General features: G+C 38.9%; 19 protein-coding genes and 2 pseudogenes. 11 read left to right on the top strand and 10 right to left on the bottom strand.

What is annotated here, in order from left to right:
• Window positions 1–112: 112 nt before the first annotated feature.
• From ACSQ6I_RS25640 to ACSQ6I_RS25630, 3 genes are all read right to left on the bottom strand, one after another.
• Window positions 113–1,108: a FecCD family ABC transporter permease gene (locus ACSQ6I_RS25640; RefSeq protein ID WP_438893055.1), complete on the bottom strand. Its 996-nt coding sequence runs from the start codon at window positions 1,106–1,108 to the stop codon at window positions 113–115.
• Between the two features lie 157 nt (window positions 1,109–1,265).
• On the bottom strand, window positions 1,266–1,664 hold the full coding sequence (locus ACSQ6I_RS25635; RefSeq protein WP_438893050.1) for an ExbD/TolR family protein: 399 nt from the start codon (window positions 1,662–1,664) through the stop codon (window positions 1,266–1,268).
• Window positions 1,648–2,301: a MotA/TolQ/ExbB proton channel family protein gene (locus tag ACSQ6I_RS25630; RefSeq protein ID WP_438893049.1), complete on the bottom strand. Its 654-nt coding sequence runs from the start codon at window positions 2,299–2,301 to the stop codon at window positions 1,648–1,650. The genes ACSQ6I_RS25635 and ACSQ6I_RS25630 overlap by 17 nt, the downstream gene beginning before the upstream one ends.
• A 301-nt stretch (window positions 2,302–2,602) precedes the next feature.
• On the opposite strand from ACSQ6I_RS25630, the gene ACSQ6I_RS25625 reads away from it, so the two are divergent.
• A complete protein-coding gene (locus ACSQ6I_RS25625; RefSeq protein WP_438893048.1) occupies window positions 2,603–4,132 on the top strand; it encodes an energy transducer TonB in 1,530 nt (509 codons plus the stop codon).
• Window positions 4,133–4,410: 278 nt separating this feature from the next.
• Here ACSQ6I_RS25625 and ACSQ6I_RS25620 read toward each other — a convergent pair whose 3' ends face one another.
• Window positions 4,411–6,441 carry an FAD-dependent oxidoreductase gene (locus ACSQ6I_RS25620; RefSeq protein ID WP_438893047.1) on the bottom strand — a complete coding sequence of 677 codons (2,031 nt, stop codon included), beginning with the start codon at window positions 6,439–6,441 and terminating at the stop codon, window positions 4,411–4,413.
• 131 nt (window positions 6,442–6,572) lie between these two features.
• On the opposite strand from ACSQ6I_RS25620, the gene ACSQ6I_RS25615 reads away from it, so the two are divergent.
• Window positions 6,573–6,797, top strand: a complete 225-nt coding sequence (locus ACSQ6I_RS25615; protein ID WP_438893046.1) for a helix-turn-helix domain-containing protein — start codon at window positions 6,573–6,575, stop codon at window positions 6,795–6,797.
• Window positions 6,790–7,671, top strand: a complete 882-nt coding sequence (locus tag ACSQ6I_RS25610; protein WP_438893045.1) for a hypothetical protein — start codon at window positions 6,790–6,792, stop codon at window positions 7,669–7,671. The genes ACSQ6I_RS25615 and ACSQ6I_RS25610 overlap by 8 nt, the downstream gene beginning before the upstream one ends.
• Here the strand turns inward: ACSQ6I_RS25610 and ACSQ6I_RS25605 are convergent, their stop codons facing one another.
• Window positions 7,672–8,556, bottom strand: coding sequence for a DNA-methyltransferase (locus tag ACSQ6I_RS25605; RefSeq protein ID WP_438893044.1), 885 nt, complete (start codon window positions 8,554–8,556; stop codon window positions 7,672–7,674).
• Between the two features lie 432 nt (window positions 8,557–8,988).
• Here ACSQ6I_RS25605 and ACSQ6I_RS25600 point away from each other — a divergent pair, with 432 nt between their 5' ends.
• The 3 genes from ACSQ6I_RS25600 to aspS all read left to right on the top strand — a co-directional run bounded on the left by ACSQ6I_RS25600 (window position 8,989) and on the right by aspS (window position 15,360).
• Window positions 8,989–11,541 carry a tetratricopeptide repeat protein gene (locus tag ACSQ6I_RS25600; RefSeq protein ID WP_438893043.1) on the top strand — a complete coding sequence of 851 codons (2,553 nt, stop codon included), beginning with the start codon at window positions 8,989–8,991 and terminating at the stop codon, window positions 11,539–11,541.
• 442 nt (window positions 11,542–11,983) lie between these two features.
• Window positions 11,984–13,348 carry a tRNA (N6-isopentenyl adenosine(37)-C2)-methylthiotransferase MiaB gene (miaB, locus tag ACSQ6I_RS25595; RefSeq protein WP_438893042.1) on the top strand — a complete coding sequence of 455 codons (1,365 nt, stop codon included), beginning with the start codon at window positions 11,984–11,986 and terminating at the stop codon, window positions 13,346–13,348.
• Window positions 13,349–13,572: 224 nt separating this feature from the next.
• Window positions 13,573–15,360, top strand: coding sequence for an aspartate--tRNA ligase (gene aspS / locus ACSQ6I_RS25590; protein WP_438893041.1), 1,788 nt, complete (start codon window positions 13,573–13,575; stop codon window positions 15,358–15,360).
• 123 nt (window positions 15,361–15,483) lie between these two features.
• Here the strand turns inward: aspS and ACSQ6I_RS25585 are convergent, their stop codons facing one another.
• Window positions 15,484–16,110, bottom strand: a complete 627-nt coding sequence (locus ACSQ6I_RS25585; RefSeq protein WP_438893040.1) for a hypothetical protein — start codon at window positions 16,108–16,110, stop codon at window positions 15,484–15,486.
• Window positions 16,111–16,283: 173 nt separating this feature from the next.
• Between ACSQ6I_RS25585 and ACSQ6I_RS25580 the strand changes: the two are divergent.
• Window positions 16,284–16,465, top strand: a pseudogene (locus tag ACSQ6I_RS25580) (winged helix-turn-helix domain-containing protein); the annotation flags it as partial.
• Between the two features lie 312 nt (window positions 16,466–16,777).
• Complete coding sequence (locus ACSQ6I_RS25575; RefSeq protein ID WP_438893054.1) at window positions 16,778–17,083, top strand: restriction endonuclease; 306 nt, start codon at window positions 16,778–16,780, stop codon at window positions 17,081–17,083.
• 279 nt (window positions 17,084–17,362) lie between these two features.
• On the opposite strand, the gene ACSQ6I_RS25570 is transcribed toward ACSQ6I_RS25575, so the two are convergent.
• Together ACSQ6I_RS25570 and ACSQ6I_RS25565 are read right to left on the bottom strand one after the other, a co-directional pair.
• The gene (locus ACSQ6I_RS25570; protein WP_438893039.1) at window positions 17,363–18,406 is read right to left on the bottom strand and encodes a cyanophycinase; all 1,044 of its coding nucleotides are present in this window, start codon (window positions 18,404–18,406) and stop codon (window positions 17,363–17,365) included.
• Window positions 18,407–18,581: 175 nt separating this feature from the next.
• On the bottom strand, window positions 18,582–19,769 hold the full coding sequence (locus tag ACSQ6I_RS25565) for a glycosyltransferase family 4 protein (RefSeq protein WP_438893038.1): 1,188 nt from the start codon (window positions 19,767–19,769) through the stop codon (window positions 18,582–18,584).
• 295 nt (window positions 19,770–20,064) lie between these two features.
• Here ACSQ6I_RS25565 and ACSQ6I_RS25560 point away from each other — a divergent pair.
• Window positions 20,065–20,439 (top strand): annotated as a pseudogene (locus tag ACSQ6I_RS25560) (Uma2 family endonuclease); the annotation flags it as partial.
• Between the two features lie 2 nt (window positions 20,440–20,441).
• Here ACSQ6I_RS25560 and ACSQ6I_RS25555 read toward each other — a convergent pair.
• Both ACSQ6I_RS25555 and lepA read right to left on the bottom strand, forming a co-directional pair.
• Complete coding sequence (locus ACSQ6I_RS25555) at window positions 20,442–21,647, bottom strand: RNA-guided endonuclease InsQ/TnpB family protein (protein ID WP_438893037.1); 1,206 nt, start codon at window positions 21,645–21,647, stop codon at window positions 20,442–20,444.
• Window positions 21,648–21,996: 349 nt separating this feature from the next.
• Window positions 21,997–23,808 carry a translation elongation factor 4 gene (gene lepA / locus ACSQ6I_RS25550; protein ID WP_438893036.1) on the bottom strand — a complete coding sequence of 604 codons (1,812 nt, stop codon included), beginning with the start codon at window positions 23,806–23,808 and terminating at the stop codon, window positions 21,997–21,999.
• 623 nt (window positions 23,809–24,431) lie between these two features.
• Between lepA and ACSQ6I_RS25545 the strand changes: the two genes are divergently transcribed.
• Both ACSQ6I_RS25545 and ACSQ6I_RS25540 read left to right on the top strand, forming a co-directional pair.
• Window positions 24,432–24,668 carry a hypothetical protein gene (locus tag ACSQ6I_RS25545; RefSeq protein ID WP_015215319.1) on the top strand — a complete coding sequence of 79 codons (237 nt, stop codon included), beginning with the start codon at window positions 24,432–24,434 and terminating at the stop codon, window positions 24,666–24,668.
• A 186-nt stretch (window positions 24,669–24,854) separates the two neighbouring features.
• Window positions 24,855–26,636 carry an ATP-binding protein gene (locus ACSQ6I_RS25540; protein ID WP_438893035.1) on the top strand — a complete coding sequence of 594 codons (1,782 nt, stop codon included), beginning with the start codon at window positions 24,855–24,857 and terminating at the stop codon, window positions 26,634–26,636.

Genomic DNA, 26,636 nt, shown 5'->3' with positions numbered 1-26,636 from the left:
TTCATCACCATTGCTACCCCAATTACTGCTACTAAAGATAACAGCATCACTGGTACACGTCGGTCTATGCGAAAAGATATTGCTGAGGAACGAAAAACCAACCAATCAACCTTCATTTCTTCACCTTTGATTTAGCCAGGTAGACAAAAAAGGGAGCGCCCACCAGTGCTGTCATTACACCTACAGGTAATTCCTGGGGTTTGAGGATGACACGGGCGGTAATATCTGCTACTAAGAGCAGAGTTGCCCCCAAAACAGCGGAATAAGGCAAAATCCAGCGATAATCGGTTTTAATGAAAAATCGGACTATGTGGGGAACAACTAAACCAATAAAACCGATGGGACCAGCCAGGGCTACGGAACTTCCTGCTAGTAAAACTACGCTAATGGCAGTCAGAATTTTTATCCAGGCTGTTTTTTGGCCTAAACCTTTGGCTACATCGTCACCCAGACTCATGGTGGTAATTTGTCTACCCAAAGCCAAGGCAATTACTAAGCCGATGGTGACAAAAGGTAGTGCGGAAACGAGTATAGTGGCATCTCTACCAGCTAATGAACCAGCTAACCAAAATCTAATTTCTTCTAATGTGCGTTGACTGATAATCAGAATCGCAGTGGTTAGGGAAGAAATTAAAGCTGTCAGTGCTGCACCTGCTACTGTGAGATTGAGTGGGGTAGCGCCGCCCTTTCCCAGTGAACCCAAGAAGTAGACTAAAGCTGCTGTGATTCCCGCACCCAAAAAAGCCGCAATTGTCAAAGTAGTAACAGATGAACTACCAAATACAAAAATTGTGACAACTACGGTGAGTGCTGCGCCGGATTCAATGCCTAAAATACCTGGATCTGCTAAAGGGTTGCGTGTTAAACCTTGCATCAATGCCCCGGAAACTGCTAGGGATGCACCGACGAGAATGGCAATGAGCGATCGCGGTAATCTGACAGTTTGAATAACTAGATGTTGATATGAACCATCAAAGCTGACAAAGGATGTCAAAATCTTATCTATTGGTATTTCTGCTGCTCCCAAGGTGACACTAGATACTAAACAAACTAGCAGCAGCACCACACAAACAACCAAACTGAATACAGGTTTAGCCGCCGAATTAATCAAAATATTAGCCTCCCACTGGTGGCGTTATCTGCTCGTGAAAAACGAAAGAATCTGTCGTCATACTTTATACTGTTTTGTTTTTTTGCTTCCTTCTTCCTTCTTCCTTCTTCCTTCTTAACTCCTGACTCCTGACTCCTGACTCCTGACTCCTTAATTATTTCCGTGTCGCTATACCTAATTTCACTCCTTCTACCTGTCGCACTTTATCCATCACCGCTACTACTTGTCCGTGATTAACAGCTTCATCTGCATTGAGTATCACCATCAATGGCTTTGATGGTTCTACTTTTTCTCTCACCTGGGCTGCTAATTGCTCTAAACTAACTGCTTCTTTATTCAGAAAAATCTTGCCAGTATTATTGATTGTTAGTGTCACCTGTGCGGGACGATCTGTTTTTCCCGTAGCGGCTTGAGGTAAATTAACTGGTAAACCCTCAGAACGAGTTAGATACAACGTTGACATGATAAAAAATGTCAAAATTGCAAATATCACATCAATCATCGGCACAATGTTTATCTGTGCTGGTATTTCCGGCTCATCTTGTAGACGCATAGGTTTTTTCTCCTCTTTCGTAGCGACGACGGTATAGCAGTTCTAAATGACCGCCGTATTCTTGAATCAAAGCAATTTGTCTTTGATAAAATCCCCGGAAGGTATTAGCAAAAACCAGTGTAAAAATTGCCACAATTAACCCAGTAGCGGTAGAAACCAAGGCTTCACTAATACCGCTAGTTACTCCGGCCGCTTTTGTTCCGCCAACATCACCAATATTAAGTGAAGCAAAAGAACCAATTAACCCTAATACGGTTCCCAGTAATCCTAACAGTGGTGCAAGAGCAATAATGGTATCAAAAATTGTATTGAACCTTTTGAATAAAGGTATTTCTGCCTGGGCTTCACTCTCCAAAGCCAAACGAAATTCTTCTGGATTCGGTTCTTCTAATTCTAAAGCCGTCAAAAAAATCCGTGCAATTGGTAAATCTGCATTCTTTTGCAGTGTATCAATTGTACTTACCACATTATCCTGACGATAGAGATTCAATACATTTCTGACTACCCGTTGCTGACGACTACTGATATTTACCCAAAATTTGATCCGTTCGATAATTAACCCTACTGCCAACACAGAAGACAGTAGCAGCGGCCACATTACCACACCACCTGCGATAAACAGATTTTTAATATCCATGTCCGATTTGCAAGCCTTTCAATAAAATTTCCTGACTATTTTCAGCGGGAATAGCTGATATAAGTTCTCAACTTAAATTAGAGCAAATGAAAATATATGTCAATCTTTTGCTACATCTGAAGGGTAAAAATACAGCCCAAGTAGAGGTTAAAATCGCTGTAATCTTTTGTTGATGAGAGATTTAGGCTAAAATTCGCAACTATAAAAAGCTCAAATTTATTGATTGACATTTGCAGCAAATTTCTGCTAATCTGCCAATGTTACTGAAAATAGGTAGCAATAAAATAGGTAGCAAAGAACTATGAGTTTTTCCAGCACAGCCCTAGAGCAGCGAGAAAAAGAATTAAAGACTCTAACAACCTTTTTGACTTATAGCTTGATTAGCTCTTTGGCTATACATATTGGGTTGCTGGCTTCTGGTATTGGTAGTCTACTCACAAAAGTCCCGGAAGAAGAGCCTGTAGAAATCACTTTTGTGGAGACTCCACCAGAAGAAGAAATAAAACCAATAGAAGAACCAGAAAAGGAAATAAAACCTAAAGTTATTGATAATTCCAGAATTTTCACAAGTTCAATTAATTCTAATACCTCTCCAACCGTATTTGTACCGCAACCACAAAAAAACACAGTAGTTTCGCCTCAACCTGCTGTGATTCCTGCTCCGAGAATAGAACCTCTCAAACCTTTACCTACGATCGCAAAGGCAGCATTATCACCAAAAACAGCAGATACTCAGCCTCAAGTTTCTCAGTCAACAGATACCGCTATTAAACCCTTATCTACTGAGAAAACTGCCGTTCAGCCATCTTCACAATCCAGTTCCAATCTCAGTAAATTGTTAGCAGGAATCAGAGATGGAAGGGCAAATCAAGAAGTTCCACAACTCTCTCAAGGTACTGCGGGTGGGAATGGTGGAATAACATCAAACTCAATAGGGATTCCTGGCAGTGGTAATGGCACAGGTAGCGGCAATAATAGTAATGGCACCGATAGCGGCAATAATAGTAATAGCAATAGTAACGCCAGTAATAATAGCAGTAGTAACGCCAGTAGTAACAGCAGTAGTAGTGGTTCAAAAGTTGCCACTTCACCTACACCTTCTAAAGTAAGAACTAACTCTGGTAGCGGTAATGGCCGTGCTGCTTGTCGGGAGTGTAATACAAATTATCCAGATTGGGCGAGGAGAAGAGGAGTAGAAGGCAGAGTTGAAGTAGCTGTTGATACTGATAATAGTGGTAATGTTACTAAAGTTCGGTTGTTGAGATCCAGTGGTAACGAGAAATTAGATGCAGAACATTTAGAGCGAGCGCAAAAGTGGAAACTCAAACCCAGTTCAGAAGGTAGACAAGGTGTTAGTATTGGGACTGAATATGCGATCGCAGGTTCCCAACGATATCGCCAACTGCAAGAACGCAAGAAACAAAGAGAATCAGAACAAAGAAACGCTGCATCTACAAACAATGCAAGTAATTCTGCAAGTGAAACACCCAGACGCAGCCGAAGATTGGTAACATCTGTTAATGAAAATATTCCTAGAGAACCGAACCCAATTACCAGAAGAATTCGCCGCAGCAGAAATACAGCAGCATCAACAGAATCTACTTCCACTCAATCATCAACTAAAAGTCAGCGTTTGGGAGAAGCTCTCAGAAGAAGAAGAAATCCAGCAGTAACTAATGCTTCTTCATCTTCAGGACAAACAACCAAAAGAAGACGAAGACGGGAAACAACTCCAGCTTCTTCAGTCACTAACAATAGTCAAAGTAGCCCTAAACCTAGCAGCTGGCGGCGACGTTTGCAACAACCATCTCCATCAAGTGATAGTAATTAGGGACCTCCAAATAAAAAAATATACAAATATTTCTTGTGGTGCGGGCATCTTGCCCGCTAATTATCAAGGGCAGGCAGGATGCCTACCCCACAAGATGAGATCATTTATTTTCTGGAAGCCCCTTAATTCTTGATTACCATAGAGTAGGAGTCAGAAGTCAGGAGTTCGGATATAATGTTTTTCACCCAAGGTGAGGCGCAGTTATTGATCAACAACCCTGTAGGGGCGGGGTTTTCCCGCCCTTAATTATATTGCTACTGTGGGTGAAGATGTTGAACCTACCGCCAATCTTCCCAATTTTGGTTAAAAATGGAGGTATCAGGAAAAGCTGTAGGATTACCATTTTGTTCCAACAGCCGTTTTAAAACTTGTAATTGCAGTTCTTGTTTAGGTAAATCATCAACTAATTGATAGGGTGCAATATTTTGTTTGATTGCAAAACTGGCCACAGTTCCCGCAGCCGCACCAGAAGACCATTCAAAGGAATGAACCCGATAGGCAGCAGCAGCTATATGGCTGGTAGCAATACTTTTACCCCCTACCAATAAATTATCAATTTTTTGGGGAATCATGGCTCTGAGGGCAATTTGGAAAGGATATGCTTGGCCAGCACCCCGTCTTTCTCCCGCACGTTCAGTATTACCAGGTGCTTCAGCAGGGCTTTTTGTCATGCAAGGATGAAAATCTATGGCGTAATGACCGATACCCACAGAATCAGGGAAAATCGTTGAACGACTTCGCCGCATGATCTTATCTGGAGAGATTTGACCACTAATTACTGATGGTGCTTCTAAACCTGCCAGTGCTGCTGTTAACCGACGATACATATCCGCTGGCAAGTTGTTACGGTAATATTCATCATTATAATTACGGCGAGAAATATCAATTTCCCAAATTCCAAAACCTTCCGGTTGTCCCCAACTAGGACGGCCGATAATGCGTCTTCCTTCCCGCATATATGGGTATTTTGATAAACCGTGTGCGGTTCCCATTGGGGAATTTAACCCTGTTAACAAACGGTTATTTGGTTGGGGTTGCTTTACACCTGCACCGAGTTGGGAGTCAGTATTTCCCGCGACTAGCCAGTAATAATAAGCAAGAGCATTTTCTTCACCTTTGCGGAGTGTTTCGGTTCTTAATCCCCCCGTCCAACCTTCAGGGTTTAACTGTCCAGAAGTTTGTAATTGTTGACGTGTATAAATGAGATTATCATTAGCGGTTCCTGGACGGTAGTCATTCCCCCAAGTCCAGTTTTGCATGGAGATGTCTCCTGGTGTGGGTGCGGTAAACTTAACCCCATTGAATGTAGTTGGTTGTCCTTTTTGCGGACTCCAAATCCGTCTGTAGGTAAAGACTAAATCAAAATTTGCCAATCGCGCTAATTCATAACTAAAATATGGCGCATATTGGGGATAAAATGGAGGTATTACTTGATTTTGCGGGTCTTTGGTAGACTCCATTGCAAAGGTATAAGTAAAACCTTGGGTACAATAGGGATCGTTGGTAGTGCTAGAAGATGAAGGTTCTAGATAGGAACGCGCATCTATTCCTAGTCTATAGGGAACATCGGCTAAAGCGATAATTTCCCCGGTTTCGCTGGTGTCTACAACATACCATTTGGAAGTATTGTTTTTAGTTTGTTTGGGGAGAAAGCGAATTAAAGTTTTGCTTAATTGTGAGGAGTTTTCGTAGCGATAAGCATCTTCAATCGTTTGAGATAATGTAGCGGTGTTTAGGGGTGGTGCGCCTGTTGCTGGTTGATGTTGAATTGCGATCACACTATTAATGATTTTACCATCTTGACTAATTGCTAAATCTTTAATTACTGTATTGGGAAACCATTGCAACTTTCCTTTACCCCGCTTTTCAGCCTCTTTGAGCATTTGTGTCATGATATTGTGAGCATCACGGGGAAGAAAGCAGGAGTCGCTTACCCAACAATCACCAGGATTAAGTTTGCCATATTTGCGTTGAATGCGGTTTCTTAATTCCAAATATCCACGAGAATAGAATTGTTTATCTCTTTGGGTTGGTCTTTCATCTAACGCAGATGTACCTTGAGAAGATATTTGTCCACCTAACCAGTCGGTTATTTCCGTTAAACAAACCGTCCGTCCTGCGAGTAAACTTTCATAAGCTGTAGCAACTCCAGAGAGTCCACCACCAACAACAAGAATTTCACAGTTGACGGTTTTATCAGGAGTGCGTGGAGTGGTAGCAGCAACGGAATAGGGTGCGAGAAAGGTGGTAATTAAGCTGAGACTGATGAGTGATTTTTGGTGACAAGCCATTTTGTGTCTGTTTTTCATGGTTTATGCATTCTGTACACTACGTCAAATTGTAGACGGTAGCTTTGGGGAAATGTTCATACTTGATTCTACATGATTATGGTACTTAAAGTCCGTGGACTTAAAATCATCAATAGATTTTAATTGTCTTTATGACTACACCTGATAGTAAAAATATTCAAAAAAAATTTGGTGGTCGTCTACGTCAAATTAGACAAAATCTAGGACTATCTCAAGAAGACTTAGCACATTTATGTAACTTAGACCGCAGTTATGTTGGAGGAGTAGAACGGGGAGAAAGAAATATTAGTCTTCTAAATATTCATAAAATTGCAGATGCGTTAAATATTTCACCCAAAGAGTTTTTTAATGACTAATATTTCCGATAATATACGAATCAAGGAATTAGCAATAATTGCTAACTCAAATAAACCTTTTTTTGATGATTTTATTAAATTTTTACAATCAGAAAGTTATATTGGACTATATGAATTTGTTATTGAAAAAGACTCATCCAAAGCGCAAATAGTTCTGCAAAAATATTTACAGTGTAAACTAGCTAAAAACTTAAATTTGTATGATGGTATTGCGCGTCCATATCCTCAAAGTAAAGCTAAATGGCTTTTGTTAGGTTGGATTTTTAGAGATGCTCCCATACAAAGATTACAAGGAATACTTAAAAATATTGATGGGACAGCTAATGAGCGTAAAGCCATACTTCTAAATCATGTGCGTGAATATGTATCTACAATTTTACCTGAGCCAGAAAGATGGGAATGGTTTCCTATTTGTGAAGTTATGATGGAACGCTTAGAAGGAAGTCGTCGAGCCATAAAAGGAAATTTATTTGAAGCAATTATTCGGACAAATTTAAAAGAAATATTTAAAACTAACAACCTAAAACTGACAATTGGGGAAATTCAAATGAAACTTGGTGGTGAGACTTATGATGTTACAATTAAAGGAAATAAAGGAACAATATTAATTCCAGTTAAAACAAGAGAAACAACTGGTGGTGGCCATGCTCTACTTTTTACCAGAGACATTAATCAAGCAATTGAAAAAGCGAAGAATGATGGATATGAATGTATTCCAATTATCATTGCCGAAGCATGGAAAATAGATTTTGATTCACTGAAATCTCAAGTATTTATTCACATTGATAAAAATCCCAATCAAATAATTGAAGTAGAACCTTTACTCAATAATAAACTTAAAGAGATTTTACATATTTTTAAATCAATTGAATAATCATGTTGAAAAAATACGCCTACTAGCAATCTTACAGTAATCTTCATTAAGTTCAATACCCATAAACCTACGTCCTTTTTTCATAGATACTAATCCCACTGTACCAGCACCAAAAAAGGGATCAAGAACTATTCCTCCTTCAGATGAACCTGCTAAAATACATGGTTCTATTAGTTGTTCAGGAAAGACTGCAAAATGTGCATCTCTAAATTTCGATAAAGGAACTTCCCAAACAGTCCTCTTATTTCTACCTTTGGGATGAAAAGCTTGATCCCATCTACCGTTATGTAAATTAGAATTACCTGAATTTTTTCCCTGTTCTGGAGTTCCCCCTTTCTTACCTAAATGATTTCGTCCTCCCCGCATTTTACTATTTTCTGAAAAAGTCACATGAGGTTCACGAATAGCATCTGCATCATAGTAATATTTTGCACTTTTCGCAAATAAAAACATATATTCATGATCAGTTGTCGGACGGTTTTTAACCGAAGATGGCATTGCATTAGGTTTATACCAGATAATATCTGACCTCAAAATCCATCCTCTTTCTTTAAGAGCTAATGCTAATTTCCAAGGAAGTCCTGCCAAACTGCCATCTATATATTTATCACCTAGATTTATCCAAAGTGTACCATCTTCTTTTAAAACTCTTTTTATTTCATCAAATATTTCTAAAAGTCGATTTATATATTCATCTGGACTTTCTTCAGTTCCAATTTGTTTTTCTGAACAATAATCACGCTGACCATAATAAGGAGGACTGGTAATTACCGTTTGTACTAATGAATCTGGGAGTTTTTTCAGAGAATCTAAAGCTTCTCCATTGATAATAAAATTTGCTTGCTCGAAATTAGCTTCACCAATATCTTTTATTTTTACTATCAACTTTCGATCCAAATCCGCAAATAATGGAAGATTTGCAGTGATATAATCCAGCACAGAATTTACTTTAACTCTAAGATGGTAATTATAGATATCTTAAACTATTAACGACTCAACAGCAATGAGAGACTAAGATTTTTCCTTTATCTTACTGTCGCGACTAAGTGCTAATTTAATTTCTAATAAAGCTGCTTCCTTTAAAGTTAGCTCTAGAAATTCTACGACTGTTCCAATTTTTCAACCTCTAGCTTCTAGATGTTCTCTGGTTGATTTTTCCATACTTCCGTTCTAGAATAGGCGATCGCACCGCACTCCACTAATCTGCTAAAATCAAACAACGGCTCTGAAATCTAGCAACCCCACACCCATCATCTATCATAGATGGCATATAGGCAAACCGCTGCAAAAACTAACCAACGGATAGGGAAGGTTGTCATGAAGAGCAAAAACCCCATAATCTCAACTCTGGCTTTAAAAAGCGCAATTTTATTATCACCCTTGCTGATATCTACTGGTTTTGTCAGTGGACAACTCCAATTATCCGCTAATGCTCAGGTATTATCAAATCAGGAACGGGAAGAATTAACCAGACTGCGAACAGAAACCAAACTTCAAAAGCAAGTACAGTCAGACTTTGAGCGTGCTTTCACTCGCACCAATACCCTGCTCAATATCTGGTTAACTATCTTAAGTTTATTTCCTGTGGTTTTAATTGCTACATTATGGTTATTACGGAAAGCCATAATTCGGGAAATTGTTGAGCGAGCAATGGAACAAGTACAAGGAATAGAAAAGTTGCAAACTCAATTAATTACAGTTAATCAAGATGCGGAAAACCTGATTAAAATATCTCAAAATCTTACCCATGAATTAGGAGAGGGAGTTAACAAGCTTCAACAAAAAATTCAAGGTGAAGAGAATAAATTATCTATCTTATTATCGGATTTACCAAAATCAAAACAAGAATTTTTAACAGCATTAGAGCGTGAGGTTGAATCTGCTCAAGAAAATATTAGCAATTTAGAATTTAAATTAAATACTCAATTAGAACAATTAAATTTATCTAGTCAACAACAAAAGATTGCAATTGAAAATGCTAAAAAATTAGAAGCTGATTTAGTTGCTCAATTTACTAGACTGAAGTTAGAACTGGAAAACCAAAAAGATATCGCTGCTGGTGATATTGAACAATCCCGTTCTCAGTTGATATCTCAACTTCATGGGTTAGAGTCAGAAGCTTTACAACACAAAGATCATACTTTTGAAAGTATATCAAAATTGCAATCAGAATTTACTGCTGAATTATCAGAATTTCAATTAGATGCTAAAAACCAAAAAGATATAACTATAGAGCATTTAGAAAAATTAAATAATTTATTTAAATCACAAATCGCTGAATTACAAACTGATGCTCAAACTCAAAAAAATCATGTCTTTGATGGTTTGGTTAATTTACAATTAGAATTCTCTCACCAACTTGCAGAATTACAGAATGCTGCTCAAGTTCGTCAACAGCAAATTATTGATAATTTAGAAGCATCTGGTGGAGAATTTACTTCTCAGTTTTCAGAAATTCAAACTGATGTTCAACAACAGCAAGCTCTCATTCAGGAAAATTTACAAAAGTTAGATTCTGAACTTGTAAATCAACTTGCTGAATTACAGAATGCTGCTCAAGTTCGTCAACAGCAAATTATTGATAATTTAGAAGCATCTGGTGAAGAATTTACTTCTCAGTTTTCAGAAATTCAAACTGATGTTCAACAACAGCAAGCTCTCATTCAGGAAAATTTACAAAAGTTAGATTCTGAACTTGTAAATCAACTTGCTGAATTACAAAATGCGGCTCAAGTTCGTCAACAGCAAATTATTGATAATTTAGAAATATCTGGTAGAGAATTTACTTCTCAATTCTCAGATATTCAAACTGATGTTCAACAAAACAAATTGATAATTTTAGAAAATTTACAAAAGTTAGAATCTGAATTTGTGAATCACCTTGCAGAATTACAGAATGCTGCTCAAGTTCGTCAACAACAAATTATTGATAATTTAGAAATATCTGGTAGAGAATTTACTTCTCAATTCTCAGATATTCAAACTGATACTCAACAACACAAATTGATAATTCTGGAGAACTTGAGAAAATTAGAAGCTGAATTTGTTAACCAACTTTCAGAATTACAATTAGATGCTCAACAGCGTAAAGATGCTATTTTAGAAGAGTTAAAGGAAGTTAAACCTACACCAAAACCGGAAACCATATCAGAATCAGAACCACCACAACCAGAAGTTTCTGCTGATGATTATATCAAAGAAGCAGATATGCTGTTTTCAGAAAAACGTTATGAAGATGCTTTTGCTATTTATGAGCAAGCGGTAAATATCAAATCTGATGATGCAGAAATTTGGCTCAAACGTGGCATTATTTTGAATAGGCTAAAACGCTACAAAGAAGCTATAGCTTCTTACAACCAAGCTATAAAAATTAAACCTGATTATCATCAAGCTTGGTGTGATATTGGTGTTGCTTGCGGGAATCTAGGAAAACATAAAGAAGCCTTTAACTGTTTTGATAAAGCTACCCAAATTCAGCCAGATGATGGTGTAGCTTGGTTAAATCGGGGTTTGTCTTTGGTTGAGTTAGAACGTTATGAAGATGCACTTGCATCTTTTGATCAAGCGCTGCAATTTCAACCCAATTCACCTAAGATTTTAGATAAACGTGGTTACACCTTGGTAAGATTAGGAAGGGATGACGAAGCGATCGCTGATTTTGACAAAACGCTAGAAATCAAATCAGACTATCCTAGTGCTTATTACAATAAAGCCGCTTGTTATGCGCTACAGAGAGAAGTAGAATTAGCTTTAGAAAATCTACAAACAGCAATTCAACTTAAACCTAGTTATAAGGAAGACGCTGCAATTGATATAGATTTTGATGATATTAAGCATGAACAAAGTTTCCAAAAATTAATTCTGAGCTAATTCGGTTAAAAAAAATCCATCCATAGTTTCTATAAGAATTAGAACCTGTGGAAGGATAATTTTGAAGTCACTAATGCCTCTTTTGAAGGGAGGGGTATATGGCAGAGAAATTGGTTTATAGGTTAGCTGTAATTACGCAAGAAAAAGCTTTAACAACTATGTAGTTTCCACCCAAGGAAATCCTATCAATGTCTCATAATTGAAGATATAACTTATTTCTCTTATACCTCATCTATCTAGAGAGATAGGCACAAGTATATCTAAAGAGTGATTGACTAATAATTAGTCATATGATATGTGAGTTGTTCCGAAATTTAAGTAAACTTACTGAAGACTTCCACAAACCACAGTTTTGGGAGATGTTCCCTGCGATAAGCCGATCGCTTTCGATAGAATGGTAAATAGATTTAAAATACATGATACTGATTAAGCGTAATTCCAAATGACCACTTCACCCCGTCGCTACCACATTACTACCTTCGGTTGCCAAATGAATAAAGCCGACTCAGAGCGCATGGCTGGCATACTAGAAGACATGGGCTTTGAATGGTCAGAAGATCCTAATGATGCAAATTTAATTCTTTATAATACTTGTACGATTCGGGATAACGCCGAGCAGAAGGTTTATTCTTATCTGGGTAGACAGGCAAAACGCAAACATGAACAGCCTGATCTAACTTTAATCGTTGCTGGTTGCGTTGCCCAACAAGAAGGTGAGGCATTATTGCGACGTGTGCCAGAATTGGATTTGGTGATGGGGCCTCAACACGCTAATCGGCTCAAAGATTTGCTGGAGTCGGTTTTGGATGGTAATCAAGTTGTCGCTACAGAAGCGGTGCATATTATTGAAGATATCACCCAACCACGCCGAGATAGTGAGGTGACAGCTTGGGTAAATATCATTTATGGCTGTAATGAGCGTTGTACTTATTGTGTAGTTCCCAACGTGCGCGGTGTCGAACAATCTCGGACACCAGCAGCTATTCGCGCAGAAATGGAAGAGTTAGGGAAACAAGGTTATAAAGAAATTACTCTTTTGGGTCAAAATATTGATGCTTACGGGAGAGATTTACCTGGAGCAACTCCCGAAGGTCGTCACCTGCACACCTTGACAGATTTACTCTATCATGTACATGATGTGCCAGGGGTGGAAAGGTTACGTTTTGCTACTAGTCATCCCCGTTATTTTACAGAACGACTAATTAAGGCTTGCGCGGAATTACCGAAGGTATGCGAACATTTCCATATTCCCTTTCAGTCTGGGGATAATGAGCTTTTAAAGGCGATGTCACGGGGTTATACTCACGAAAAATATCGACGGATTATTGATACTATTCGCCGTTATATGCCAGATGCGTCAATTAGTGGAGATGCAATTGTGGGTTTTCCGGGGGAAACGGAAGCGCAGTTTGAAAATACGATGAAATTGGTGGATGATATTGGTTTTGATTTGTTGAATACTGCTGCTTATTCACCCCGTCCCGGTACACCTGCGGCTTTGTGGGATAATCAATTGAGTGAAGAAGTGAAGAGCGATCGCTTGCAAAGACTCAATCATTTAGTTAATGTCAAAGCAGCAGAGCGATCGCAGCGTTATTTTGGCAGAATCGAAGAAATCTTAGTCGAAGCCCAAAATACCAAGGACAAAACCCAAGTAATGGGACGCACACGCGGAAATCGTTTGACATTCTTCAACGGTGATATCAACGAACTTCAAGGAAAGTTGGTACAAGTGAAAATTACCGAAGTTCGCCCTTTTAGCTTGACTGGAGAACCAGTAGCAGTGCGGGAAGCAGTTACTGTATGAGGTAATGGGTAATGGGTAATGGGTAATGGTTATTCTGACTTCTGCATCCTTCTCCCTAAACCCTCCTCTTCCTGAACTCCTGAACTCCTGACTCCTGAACTCCTGACTCCTGACTCCTGATTTTTCTTACCCCAAAATGACTACAATTAGTGTTGATGCTGGATAATGGGAAAGCTTTGACTATTTATTCACCCATCTAGCCCGGAAAAAAAGAACTAATCACTATGAGAACTCACTATTGCGGCGAACTCCGAAAAGAGGATATTGGAGAAACTGTTACTTTTTACGGATGGGTAGACCGTCGCCGCGATCACGGTGGTGTGATATTCTTAGATTTGCGCGATCGCACTGGAATTGTCCAAATCGTTAGCGACCCCCAACGCACCCCAGACTCCTACGAACAAGCTAACGCGCTACGGAATGAATACGTTGTCGCCATTACTGGTAGAGTAACACAACGTCCCGACGAATCACTCAACCCCCGCATCCCCACAGGTGAAGTAGAAATCTACGCTGATAAAATAGAACTACTCAACGCCGTCCGCAAACAATTACCGTTCCAAGTTTCCATTGCTGATACCGAAAACGTGCGGGAAGACTTGCGGTTAAAATATCGTTATTTAGACTTACGACGCGATCGCATGGCGCAAAATATGCAACTGCGTCATCAAGTCGTTAAATCTATGCGTCGCTACCTGGAAGACTTAGAAGGTTTTATCGAAGTCGAAACCCCCATTCTCACCCGTTCCACTCCTGAAGGTGCGAGAGATTATATTCTTCCCAGTCGCGTTAATGAAGGTGAATGGTTTGCTTTACCTCAATCACCGCAACTATTCAAACAATTATTGATGGTATCTGGAATGGATAGATATTATCAAATTGCGCGATGTTTCCGGGATGAAGATTTACGCGCAGACAGACAACCAGAATTTACACAATTAGACATGGAAATGAGTTTCATGTCTGAAGATGAAATTATCGAACTCAACGAAAAGTTAGTTTGTCATATTTTCAAAACCGTTAAGGGAATTGATTTACCTCGTCCTTTTCCTCGTCTTCCCTACGCCGAAGCCATGAACCGTTACGGAAGTGATAAACCAGATACCCGCTACGATTTAGAATTAGTTGATGTTTCCGACGTTTTAAAAGATTCCGGTTTCAAAGTATTTCGAGAAGCTATTGCTAACGGTGGCATAGTTAAAATTCTCCCCATTCCTAACGGTAACGATGCAATTTCTAATGTTCGCATTAAACCAGGTGGAGACATCTTCAAAGAAGCCGCAGAAGCCGGTGCAAAAGGATTAGCTTATATTCGCGTCCGAGAAAATGGAGAAATTGACACTATAGGTGCGATTAAAGATAACTTGACACCAGAACAAAAACAAGAAATTCTCACCCGCACAGGTGCAAAAGCTGGTCATTTGTTATTATTTGCAGCGGCTGACACAGGAACTGTCAATAAAACTTTAGATAGAATTCGCCAATTTATTGCTAGAGAATTTAAGTTAATTGCACAAGATAAAATTAACTTTCTCTGGGTTACAGAATTTCCGATGTTTGAATGGAATGCTGATGAGAAAAGATTAGAAGCATTACACCACCCATTTACCGCACCTCATCCTGATGATTTGCATGATTTAAAAACCGCCCGCGCTCAAGCTTATGATTTGGTGTTTAATGGGTTTGAAGTTGGTGGTGGAAGTCTGCGAATTTATAAGCGAGAAGTTCAAGAACAGGTGTTTGAAGCTATTGGTTTATCACCCGAAGAAGCACAAAGTAAATTTGGCTTTTTATTAGAAGCTTTTGAATATGGTACTCCTCCTCATGGTGGTATTGCTTACGGTGTAGATCGTTTGGTAATGCTGTTATCTGGAGAAGAATCAATTCGTGATGTTATTGCTTTTCCCAAGACACAACAAGCTCGTTGTTTATTAACAGATGCTCCTTCAAGTGTAGACGCAAAACAGTTGAAAGAGTTGCACGTTGCTTCGACTTTTAAACCAAAAGCGTAAGGTTTGATTATTCCCTCTGCTTTTTGCAGGGGGTTTAATTTTGATTAAATCCTCACGCAAAGACGCATTCGCGGAGCGTCCCGCAGGGAAGACGCAAAGGAAGAAGTTAGAAAGTTACATTTATTAATTTTGGGTAAGAGTTCCTACTAAAATTTGCATTAATATTTCTAAGTCAGTCGGAACTCGATATAACATTAAATCTTGAGTTATTAGTTTCTTTTCTCGTTGAAAACTTCCAAATTGCCAAATATCTCCAGTTGTTACAGCACCATATAATATTGCTTCATCTCCTTCAATCCATTGATCTAAAGCAATTAATTCAACTGCAAGTTGAGTAAACCCTCGCGTTAAATCTGCGTGTTTAGCTTCGACAACTAAAACCTGATGTTGAGATTGCAGGTAATAATCTAAATCACCCCGCAAAAATTGATTTATTTCAATGGGATATTCAATATTAATTTTAGATTCAGTAATATGTGCAACTTCTAAGAGAATTGGCGCAATTAAAACTTCTCTTCTTGCAGCTTCACTTGTCAAACTAACTCTTTGAATTGCTTCTTCTAATCGTTCTTTTAGATCAACTAATCGAGATATTTTATTGATACTTATTGGCCAATCAATTGTTCCTCTAGTTAAATCAACTCCTAATTCTTGTAAAATATCCGCAGGTGCAAACCTTAACTCAAAATACTTACGAAATGTATATGTTTCGTCAGGTTTGAGAATCGGGGGACGATGTGATTTAGTCATAGATTTATAAATTATTTTGTTAGTTTTTTCATCTTTTATATTATTATAATATGTTTATTTCTTTGGCGCAGGAAGGAAAAGATTTTCTAAAAAAATACAAGATTATGGTATAAACAGTAATACATTAATTTGTCAATTTGTGGAAAGTGACTATTCCTGATTTTCAATCTATTATGCTTCCTTTATTGCAATATGCAAGTGATGGTAAGGAACATTCTTTAAGAGACGCTATTACATTTTTAGCTGATGTTTTTAATTTAAGTGATGAAGAAAAAAGGGTTTATTACCTAGTGGACAACAAACCGTTTTTGATAATCGTGTGGGGTGGGCTAGAACTCATTTAAAAAAAGCTGTTTTACTGGAATATCCCAAAAGAGGATTTTTTCAAATTACTGATAGAGGTAAGGATTTATTAATTCAAAATCCAACGAAAATAAATATCAAGTTTCTAAATCAGTTTCCAGAGCATATAGAATTCCTAAATTCTAAAAAAGATAATGATAAATCAGAACCGGAAATTATAGAAATCTCGGAAACTACACCCCAAGAATCTATAGAATTTGGGTATCAGAAAATTAGAAAAGAATTAGAGTTAGAATTACTTAACCGTGTAAAAAGTTGTTCACCTGATTTTTTTGAACGATTGGTAGTCGATTTATTAGTAAAAATGGGTTATGGTGGCTCAAGGCGTGATGCTGGGAAAGCAATCGGGAAAAGTGGAGATGGAGGAATTGATGGCATAATTAAAGAAGATAAATTAGGTTTAGATATTGTTTATATTCAAGCTAAAAGATGGGATAATACTGTTGTTGGTAGACCGGAAATTCAAAAGTTTGTCGGGGCTTTACATGGACAAAGGGCTAAAAAAGGTGTTTTTATAACTACTTCTAGATTTTCCCAAGAAGCTAGAGAATATGTATCTATTATAGATAGTAAAATTGTGTTAATAGATGGACAGGAATTAGCCCAATAGATGATTGATAATCATGTTGGCGTTTCAACTGTCTCTATTTACGAGATTAAAAAAATAGATTCTGATTACTTTACAGATGAGTAATTCTTATAATAAGTACTTATTCAAAAATATTTTTATACTTTTTCAGATTCGAGATTATCTGACTTCTTTCTAACTCTCTCTACTGATTCCTATAAGGGTTTAGCACTGCTAAACCCCTACTCTTACCAAGAAAATTTTCAGCAAGCACTACCAATTCTTGATTTTCAGTTACGCCAAATTTCGCACTCTACTCAATTAATAAGGATCTGAATCAAACCTTCCCCGTTTTACGCTCCTGAGATAATAACCTTTAGTGGGCATTTTGTTTAAATCAAAAGTATCACCTCTGGGGACTCTCCAGATTTTGTAGTCAGAAAAAGTGAGAGGACTTCCAGGTTGACAGACTTCTGGTAAATGATCTCCTAGGACAAAATATGCTGATCCTCTACCTATCACTTTTGCAATTCCGTATTTATCAACAAGTAAAGATGTTTCTTCACTAATTGCTATACCTAAAGCACTTGCAGATACACCATCTTGAATTTGACGCGCAATAAAAACCATAATTCTACCCATTCTTTTGCGTTCATCAAAGTGGGTATCAATGATGGTTTTCCGCAAATATTTCCATTGGAAAAAGTTATAGCTAAAGGTAATATTCCCATAAGGATCATTCAGTGCTTCCTTGGTTTCAATGCTGTCTTCACAAGCGCAAGAATCATAAACGTATTCACTTTGAATCATTGCACCTGCACTTGTACCACCAATAGCACCGCCTTTATCGTAAACTGATTTGACTGCAACTTCTAATTTTGTATTTTTCCAGTTGCGAATATATTCACATTGATCACCACCAGCAAAGAAAATTACACCAGCATTTCTGACTTTATCAAAGATATCAGTTCTGTTTGCTTCTTGTCTGTTACTAATGATTAAAGTTTCTACATAATTTACCCCTTTCATGCGATAAATTAGTTGATTGTAATCATCGTCACCAGCAGCGCGAATCACTAAAACGTTTACTTTGGTGTCGGAGTTAGAACCGCCCCTGACACTGTTAATCATCCACTGGATAGCGTCATCGACATCATTACCTCCCCCACCCAAATTATGCACAGGGCCGGCTAAAAGGGGCAATTTATAACCTGTTTTCGCTGAAGGAGGACGGACATCGGTGGTGATGTCTCGAAAATAGCGCTTCAAGTTTGCTGTGAGACGGTTTATGATGCGGTTTACCATCCTCAACAACGTAGTTCTTGCATTCTTCAAACGCTTTGTTATGGGGAATGCTCTTGTCATACTAATTTTTTGGCGCAAACAGCAATTATTGCTAACTCTCTCACCAGAAAGGGTAAAATTCCCAGCGTACAGGACTTGTAATGTTTTTTTACGCCAAAAAATCCAGAGTAGTCTTTAATTCTCGCTACTACTCTGCAAAAACCTCAGTTTTGCTTTGTGTTAAATAACCTATCAATTACCAATCAATTTGCGATCGCTCTCTTAATACTCTTTCATATACTGCCTCTGTGCGTTTGGCTAATTTCGGCCATCGAAAACGTCGTTCTAAATCTTGATAAGCATTATCCACTAACCATTGTTGATAACCTGGATTTTTTAAAACTTCCAAAATTCCCCAAGCTAAAGAGTCGGAATTGTTTGCCCAAGTTACAATTCCTGTTTTCGTATGTTGCACTACTTCAGGAAAACCACCCGTATCTGAAACTACGACGGGTACACGAGAAGCAAAGCTTTCTAAAGCCACAATCCCAAAGGGTTCGTAAAGACTAGGAAAAACTGCACAGTCTGCAATTGTTTGGAATTTATCCAAGTATTCGTCAGATAGGAAACCAGTAAAATAACATTTATCCCAAATTCCTAAATCCCCAGCTTGACGCTTGAGATGGTCGGTATTACCACCACCAACAATCACAAATTTAACATATCCTCCCATTTGCCAAAGCACTTTAGGAGCCGCATTAAGTAATACAGGTACGCCTTTTTCATGGGTCATCCGGCCAAGGTAATAAACTATTTTTTCATGATCAGCGGCAAATTGGCGACGAAAATCTTGAGCATGAAAATCTTTGTGATGTTGTTTTTTTTCGGGGCGGATACCATTATAAATAACATCTATTTTGCTTCCAGGACTCTGTAGCGTTCTCACTACTTCTCCACGCATATATTCAGTACAGACGATAATTCGCCAGGCGTTGTAAGTCAACAACTTTTCTTTACCACTAATATACATTTGTGTGTCATTATAAATACCATTATAACGACCGTACTCTGTAGCATGGATAGTAGCAATTAGTGGTATTTTAAAAGTATGTTTGAGTGCGATCGCAGCATCTCCAACTAACCAATCATGGGCATGGATAATATCAAATCCGCCCTCCTCTATGATCAATTTACCACCGTGATCTCCCATACTGTCGTTTAAATTGGCTACCCAATGGAAAAAGTCTTTGCCTTGTTCTACTGGTACACGATGAACATGAATACCCTCAATTAACTCATACAGCGATGCTTGGTTAAATTCAGGTGTAATCAGGTGAATGTCATGTCCTAGCTTCACCAGTTCTGGGTATAATTCTGCTACATGACGGGCAATTCCTCCCACTATCCTCGGCGGAAATTCCCAACTCAGTACTAGTATTTTCATTTACGCAACTCCCCGATGATTTACAAAACTTAAAAAAACTTTTAAAAACTATATTTGTCTCAAAATACAAGTCTGACAATTAGGATAAGGATGATTACTAAAGCTTTTTAATTTTTTAAGAGTTTTTTTTCATAAAGCTTATCAGAGTTGTCAAACTTAGGGAACTATTTGAGATTTTAAAATACCCAAAGAGTGCGATTGTGCGGAGTGCAGTGCTGGAGGCAATCGCACTGCTCACTCCCAGAGGATAAACTAAATTATAGAAACCCAAACCGATACAAGTAGGCCGTTCATCATGGTACAACAGGCTTTTTCAACTGAACTTGCTGCTGAACCCGATATCAGCCAGATTATTACTGAAGATGATACCCCAGTGGATAATTTTCTCTCTGAAAAACAACAGCGTCTATTAACAGAAGTTTTATATAATGCTTGGCTGCCCCCCACGGAGTCACAAACCTTTATCGCCGCAGCCAATGTGGGAGTTTTTTATAACATCGGTTTACCTCCGCTTGTACCGGATGTTTTGCTCAGTTTAGATGTCACCATGCCGGAAAATTGGGGAGAGAAGAAGAACCGGAGTTATTTTAATTGGCAGTTTGGTAAAGCACCAGATGTAGTGATAGAAATAGTTTCCAACCGCGAAGGAAATGAATTAGGTTGTGAACTTACCTACAGTGTACGCGAAGCGTCACTGTAGGCTTCCTGTCCAACAGAAAGCGTAGTAGTGGATTTCTTACGTCCTCCCTTACTCCGACTTACATCTGGACAACAGGCTTTACCCCCCGTCCCAGAGGTCAAAATTCGTAGTCCCTCATCTTTGAGGTTGATGCTTGCATTAATATCTCGATCATGCTTAGTTTGGCAGTTTTCACAAGTCCAATTTCTGACATCCAGTGGCAAACTGCCAACTTGATTAAGACAGACATGACAAGTTTTTGAAGAGGGGAAAAATCTATCAACTTCAAGATAAATCTTCCCATCCATTTCTGCCTTATATTTCAGCATAGTACAAAACATACCCCAGCCAACTTGATGAATGGATTTAGCTAGGCAGTGGTTTTGCATCATGCCTTTAATATTGAGATTTTCAAGCACGATAACTTGGTTTTCGTTAACTATCCTACGCGATAGCTTGTGCAGAAAATCTTCACGGCAGTTTGTTATTTTTCTATGTACTCTAGCAACTTTTTTTCTGGCTTTAATCCGGTTATTAGAACCTTTCTGCTTTCTAGATATTTGCTGTTGTTTAATTTTTAAATTCTTCTCATATTTATTAATTATTCTAGGATTGTCAAACTTAGAACTATCGCTAGTAACAGCGAAGTGTGTTAATCCCAAATCAATACCTATTGCCTTACCATCCGTACTTGATGCTGGCTTTTCTTTACCATCGTCAAACAGGATAGCTGCGAAGTATTGATTAGAACAGTTTTTAGATATAGTAACAGTCTTAACCTTACCCTCAATTGGTCTATGAATAATTGCCGATACATCCCCTATTTTGGGGAGGGTTAAACAACTATTAGCAACCTTGACATTTTGAGGATATTGTATTGACTGCTTACCGTGTTTAGATTTGAATCTAGGGTATTTAGCTCTTTTTTCAAAGAAGTTATTGAAAGCTACCCCAAGATTCAAACAAACTTGCTGCAAACATTGTGAATAAGTTTGTGATAGCCACTCATACTCTTTCTTTAACTGGGGAATTATCTTTTTAACTTCGTATCCAGATAAACCCTTGCCAGTCTCTTTATATGTTTGGTTCATCAAATTCAAGAAGTAATTCCATAACCAACGACAACTGCCAAAAGCTTGTGCTAGTGACTGCTGTTGCTGGACATCTGGATATAACCTGATTTTGACAACTTTTAGCATATTAGAGTAAACAACGTTTGTTATAAAATCACATAGCAAAAGATTTGTACCGCAACGGGCAAGCAAGCTACGTTTCCTCGATGTTTCCCTCCCTCTCTACGAGACGCTACGCGAACGCCTGTCGGCATTGGTAGAAAGCGCACAACAAGCTTAACAGGAAGCTCAAATCGCAAAACAGGAAGCCGAACTAGCTCAACAACGCACTGCATAACTAGAAGCGCAGTTAAGAGCTTTGGGAATAGAACCGCAGGGTAATTCGTAATCAGGAGGAAAATCTCAGTTAGTCAGTTGGTTTGGGGATAGGTTAGAGGTTTTTCTTCCCTTTTCCCCTGGAACCAAAGACGTGATCCTAATTTTGATCTAAACGCAGCACAGCCATGAATGCTTCCTGTGGTACATCTACTGTACCTACTGCTTTCATGCGTTTTTTACCCTTGGCTTGCTTTTGTAAGAGTTTCTTTTTGCGGCTAATGTCACCACCGTAACATTTCGCTAAAACGTCTTTTCGCATAGCTGGGATGTGTTCACTGGCAATGACTTTACTGCCAATAGAAGCCTGAATGGGGACTTTGAATTGATGACGGGGAATCAGTTCTTTGAGCTTTTCAGCCATTGCTCTGCCAACATTGTAGGCTTTATCTCTATGAACAATCATTGCTAAAGAATCTACAGGCTCACCGTTGATCATGATATCCAGCTTCACCAAATGATTCTCACGGTAGCCAATGATATGATATTCCATACTGGCATAACCGCGCGATCGCGATTTCATTTGGTCAAAAAAGTCTGTGACTACTTCTGCCAAAGGCAACTCATAGGTGAGTGTGGTTCGTCCTTGGGTGAGATATTTCATATCTTTGAAAATACCCCGGCGATTCTGCGACAACTCCATTAAAGCGCCAACGTAGGTTTCAGGAGTAATCATTTCTACTTTGACATAGGGTTCTTCTATTCTTTCGCGCTCATTAGGAGAGGGGAGGCGACTAGGATTATCAATGTATAGTTCCTCCCCTTTGAGCGTAATCACCTTATAAACAACCGATGGGGCTGTGATGATTAAATCCAAATTATACTCACGTTCTAGGCGTTCCTGGACAATTTCCATGTGCAGTAAACCTAAGAACCCACAGCGGAAACCAAACCCCATAGCACTAGAAGTTTCTGGTTCATAATGCAGGGCTGCATCATTGAGTTCGAGTTTTTCTAAAGCTTCCCGCAAATCTTCAAATTGATCGGCATCAATGGGGAACATCCCACAAAAAACCATTGGGTTAGCTTCGGTGTAACCAGGTAAAGCTTCTGTGGCTTTGGCCTTAGCTAGAGTAATGGTGTCTCCTACCCGTGCGTCAGCTACAGCCCTAATTGATGCGGCTAAATAGCCCACTTCTCCAGCGTGTAGTTCTTCAACTTGTTTTTGGGTGGGAGAAAGAACGCCTATCTCGTCAATATCGTATTCTTTCCCAGATGCCATCAAGTAAATGCGATCGCCTTTCCTGACACTACCATCCATCACCCGGAAGTAAACAATTACACCCCGGTAACTATCATAGTAACTATCAAAAATCAACGCCCGTAATCGTTCATTAATGATATCTGGTGCTGGTGGTATGCGATCGACGATGGCTTCTAAAATTTCCGGAACACCAATTCCTTCTTTAGCAGAAGCCAGAATTGCGCCACTACAATCTAAACCAATAATTTCTTCAATTTCACCAATTACCCTGTCAGGTTCTGCTCCTGGTAAGTCGATTTTATTCAAAACTGGGATAATTTCTAGATTATGCTCCAGTGCCAAATAGACATTGGCCAAAGTTTGTGCTTCTACACCTTGGGAAGCATCCACTACTAACAAAGCGCCCTCACAAGCAGCTAGAGAACGCGACACTTCATAAGAAAAGTCTACGTGTCCAGGAGTATCAATTAAATTTAAAACATACTGCTGGCCATCTTTAGCAGTATAGTTCATCCGGGCAGCTTGCAGCTTAATTGTAATGCCGCGCTCCCGTTCCAGATCCATGTTGTCGAGAAACTGTTCCTTCATCTGTCGATTTTCTACAGTCCCAGTGGCTTGTAGGAGGCGATCAGCGAGAGTAGATTTCCCGTGGTCAATGTGAGCAATAATACAAAAATTACGAATGCGAACTGCGGGAACGTCAGTCATATACCATCTTTGCTTCAGCAGCAAACAAAAGTTAAAGCTATTTACTTAATGTATTTTAATGCTTTCTTAGGCAATGGGTAATTGATAATTAGTGATTGGTGGTAGAGTAATTCCTCAAATCCCCACTCTCTAGATAGGTGAATTTTTAAGAATATTATGAAAGTCTAATTATAGCTGCTAGTATTCTTCAACCAAGAGCATACAATAAATAAGCATTAATTACACCAAGGGAACATTACTCCGAAAGGGAGGCTCAATTGAGCAAAACCGTTATGTGTACAGGGTTATGAAATTTTAAATGGTAATTGTTCCATTGCAAGTGTATTCCAAAAGTACACTAAATCAAGCAACTGCCATGTAATGGTAACAGCGCTTAAATCCGCCCGTGTCTTGGCTGGTGAGCCACGTTGAACCATATTAAAAAAAGGCTAAAGTCCCTGAGTTTCCCACTTACTGAGCATTTTTATGAAAATTGCCACTTAGAATCTAATCCTGTTATTTTGGTACTATTTCCGTGAGCTATGAAACTGTACTTTTAATATTTGTTCAGTGAAATAGCCTAAATCATCAATATCATTGCTTGACATAGCTTTAGACAAAAACATTTCAGAGCATTTAAACCCATGAATATGCAAGAAAAACCTACCGATGTGGAAAAAAAACACCCCGATAAGGTAGAAATAGCCGTTCGTCTAGACTCCGAGTTAATAGCGCAAATTCAGCATCTCACCAATGATCCCAGTAAAGTGATTGAGGTTGCTATCCGTCAATGGTTGCGGGGAGATGTACCTAGAGATGATGAGTTAACACGCACTCCGATGCGGACACCAGTTCCTCCTCGCGGTGAATGGAACGATTGAAATTAGCTATCAATTCCCTGCCTCCTTTACCCCCTAATGATAAGAAATGTAAATTTTAAGGCTCCAGATTCCAAAAAACTCAAAAATACATAATCGAAAATGTAAAAGCTGTAAAACTTTATGCCAAAATTTAAACAGCTTTAGTACAACTACGGTGGAAAGCAATTTGTCTATCCAACTCGATTAATGACTATTACTGCGAACACCCAATTGGCGAACTTATTTTCTCAGAATCTGGAATCTATCAACCGCAGCACGGATGGCTTATTAGCAACTCTCGGATCTGAGTTGGTATATACGCAAGATAGAACTGGGCGTTATCTGACATTTGATTGGCAGCATAGCGAATTCCTAGATTTAAAGACTGAGAAAATACTCGATGTGCTTAATAAGCATAAAACCTTTACTCCAGTAGATGAAATTGCCTATCTGGAAAGATTACAGCGGATTTTGACGAATCTAGTTCCAGAAAGGGTTCAGTGCTGGTTTAAATGCAGTCAGGATTTATTAGAGTTGGAGTTGACAATTACTCCGATTATGCCGCGATTGGGTCAAGTCGCGACTACAGTTTTGGTGATGGGGCGGTTGTTGCAAGCTAGAGTTAAAACTCAAGTAGTGAATCAGGAATCCAGACAGCCTTCACAACCAGAACTGACTTTACCTTCGCTGAAAATGCCGCAGGTGTCACAGCAACACCAAAAATTATTAAATAAAATCACCAGAAATATTCGGCGGACACTGAATTTAGATGTTATTTGGCAGCAAACGGTTGATAGTTTAGGAAAGGTACTCAAAGTAGAACGCTGTGTTATCTGTCCTTATCAGCCCAACATAACGAAAGTCCAGGTAATCGCAGAGTATCACCAACCAGGCTTAGATCCCATGCTTGGCTCAGAAATAGACATATCTTCTGAGCCTGCTTTTGCTCAAGTTTTGGCAACTTTAGAACCGATGGTGATAGAGTTTCCCGTTCCGAATAATTCTCAAAAACAGAAATTTTTGCTGGTGGCTACTTGTTATCAAGACCAAGCGAATGCATTATTTGCCTTAAGCTTAAGCAATGAATGCCACATATTAACAGAAACTGAACTGGAATTGAGCAGAGAGCTAGCAGACCAGTTAGGAACTGCGATCGCTCATGCTACCTTATATAAAGAACTAGAAGAGGCTCGGCAACAAGCAGAAGAAGCTTCACGCCTAAAAAGCGAATTTCTGGCCAACGTATCCCATGAAATTCGTACCCCTCTCAACGGCATGATTGGGTTGTTAAAGCTGATTTTGGAAGGGATGGCAGATGGACCAGAAGAGCATGAGTTTGTACAAGATGCTCATGACTTATCCATCCACCTCCTCAGTATTCTCAATGATATTTTAGACTTTGCCAAAATAGAAGCTGGCAAAATGGACATCCGCTGTGGTCCGGTCAGACTTCATGAGTTATTCACTGATGTAGAAAACTTTGTGCGTCCCCAAGCCGAGATGAAAAACCTCAGTTTTCAGATGCAAATGCCTTCTACATCCGATGAAATCATCGTCCAAGGTAACTACCGAAGGTTATTACAAGTGTTACTTAATTTGGTAGGCAATGCTTTGAAATTCACTAACGAAGGTGGTGTCACCATTAGTGCTGATTTAGTCCTCAAAAAAGGCAAGGGCAAATTACAATCACCGACCTTACCTGGCATGGTAAAGGTAAGAGTGGCAGATACTGGTATTGGTGTTTCTTTAGATAAACAAGATAAATTGTTTCAATTATTTTCTCAGGTGGATGGTTCCCGCACTCGCCATTACGGTGGCACAGGTTTGGGACTAACCATATCCCAAAAGCTGATAGAGGCAATGGGAGGTGAGGTACATTTCTATAGTTTAGGCGAAGGACTTGGCTCAACAGTTACGTTCACAGTGCCACTTTATCAACAACCTGTGTTGTTTTCCCCTGTTGAGTGCGAGATAGAAACTCAATTTTAA

The sequence above is a fragment of the Anabaena sp. WFMT genome (genome assembly GCF_051781005.1).
Lineage (GTDB): Bacteria > Cyanobacteriota > Cyanobacteriia > Cyanobacteriales > Nostocaceae > Anabaena.
The sequence above is the reverse complement of the archived record's forward strand: the minus strand, read 5'-3'. Positions and strand labels throughout refer to the sequence as shown.

Excerpts from the sequence above, each read along its gene's own strand:
- ACSQ6I_RS25635 (WP_438893050.1), bottom strand. The coding sequence starts at position 1,664 with ATGCGTCTACAAGATGAGCCGGAAATACCAGCACAGATAAACATTGTG.
- ACSQ6I_RS25630 (WP_438893049.1), bottom strand. The coding sequence starts at position 2,301 with ATGGATATTAAAAATCTGTTTATCGCAGGTGGTGTGGTAATGTGGCCG.
- ACSQ6I_RS25625 (WP_438893048.1), top strand. The coding sequence starts at position 2,603 with ATGAGTTTTTCCAGCACAGCCCTAGAGCAGCGAGAAAAAGAATTAAAG.
- ACSQ6I_RS25620 (WP_438893047.1), bottom strand. The coding sequence starts at position 6,441 with ATGAAAAACAGACACAAAATGGCTTGTCACCAAAAATCACTCATCAGT.
- ACSQ6I_RS25615 (WP_438893046.1), top strand. The coding sequence starts at position 6,573 with ATGACTACACCTGATAGTAAAAATATTCAAAAAAAATTTGGTGGTCGT.
- ACSQ6I_RS25610 (WP_438893045.1), top strand. The coding sequence starts at position 6,790 with ATGACTAATATTTCCGATAATATACGAATCAAGGAATTAGCAATAATT.
- ACSQ6I_RS25600 (WP_438893043.1), top strand. The coding sequence starts at position 8,989 with ATGAAGAGCAAAAACCCCATAATCTCAACTCTGGCTTTAAAAAGCGCA.
- miaB (WP_438893042.1), top strand. The coding sequence starts at position 11,984 with ATGACCACTTCACCCCGTCGCTACCACATTACTACCTTCGGTTGCCAA.
- aspS (WP_438893041.1), top strand. The coding sequence starts at position 13,573 with ATGAGAACTCACTATTGCGGCGAACTCCGAAAAGAGGATATTGGAGAA.
- ACSQ6I_RS25585 (WP_438893040.1), bottom strand. The coding sequence starts at position 16,110 with ATGACTAAATCACATCGTCCCCCGATTCTCAAACCTGACGAAACATAT.
- ACSQ6I_RS25575 (WP_438893054.1), top strand. The coding sequence starts at position 16,778 with ATGGGTTATGGTGGCTCAAGGCGTGATGCTGGGAAAGCAATCGGGAAA.
- ACSQ6I_RS25570 (WP_438893039.1), bottom strand. The coding sequence starts at position 18,406 with ATGACAAGAGCATTCCCCATAACAAAGCGTTTGAAGAATGCAAGAACT.
- ACSQ6I_RS25565 (WP_438893038.1), bottom strand. The coding sequence starts at position 19,769 with ATGAAAATACTAGTACTGAGTTGGGAATTTCCGCCGAGGATAGTGGGA.
- ACSQ6I_RS25555 (WP_438893037.1), bottom strand. The coding sequence starts at position 21,647 with ATGCTAAAAGTTGTCAAAATCAGGTTATATCCAGATGTCCAGCAACAG.
- lepA (WP_438893036.1), bottom strand. The coding sequence starts at position 23,808 with ATGACTGACGTTCCCGCAGTTCGCATTCGTAATTTTTGTATTATTGCT.
- ACSQ6I_RS25545 (WP_015215319.1), top strand. The coding sequence starts at position 24,432 with ATGAATATGCAAGAAAAACCTACCGATGTGGAAAAAAAACACCCCGAT.
- ACSQ6I_RS25540 (WP_438893035.1), top strand. The coding sequence starts at position 24,855 with ATGACTATTACTGCGAACACCCAATTGGCGAACTTATTTTCTCAGAAT.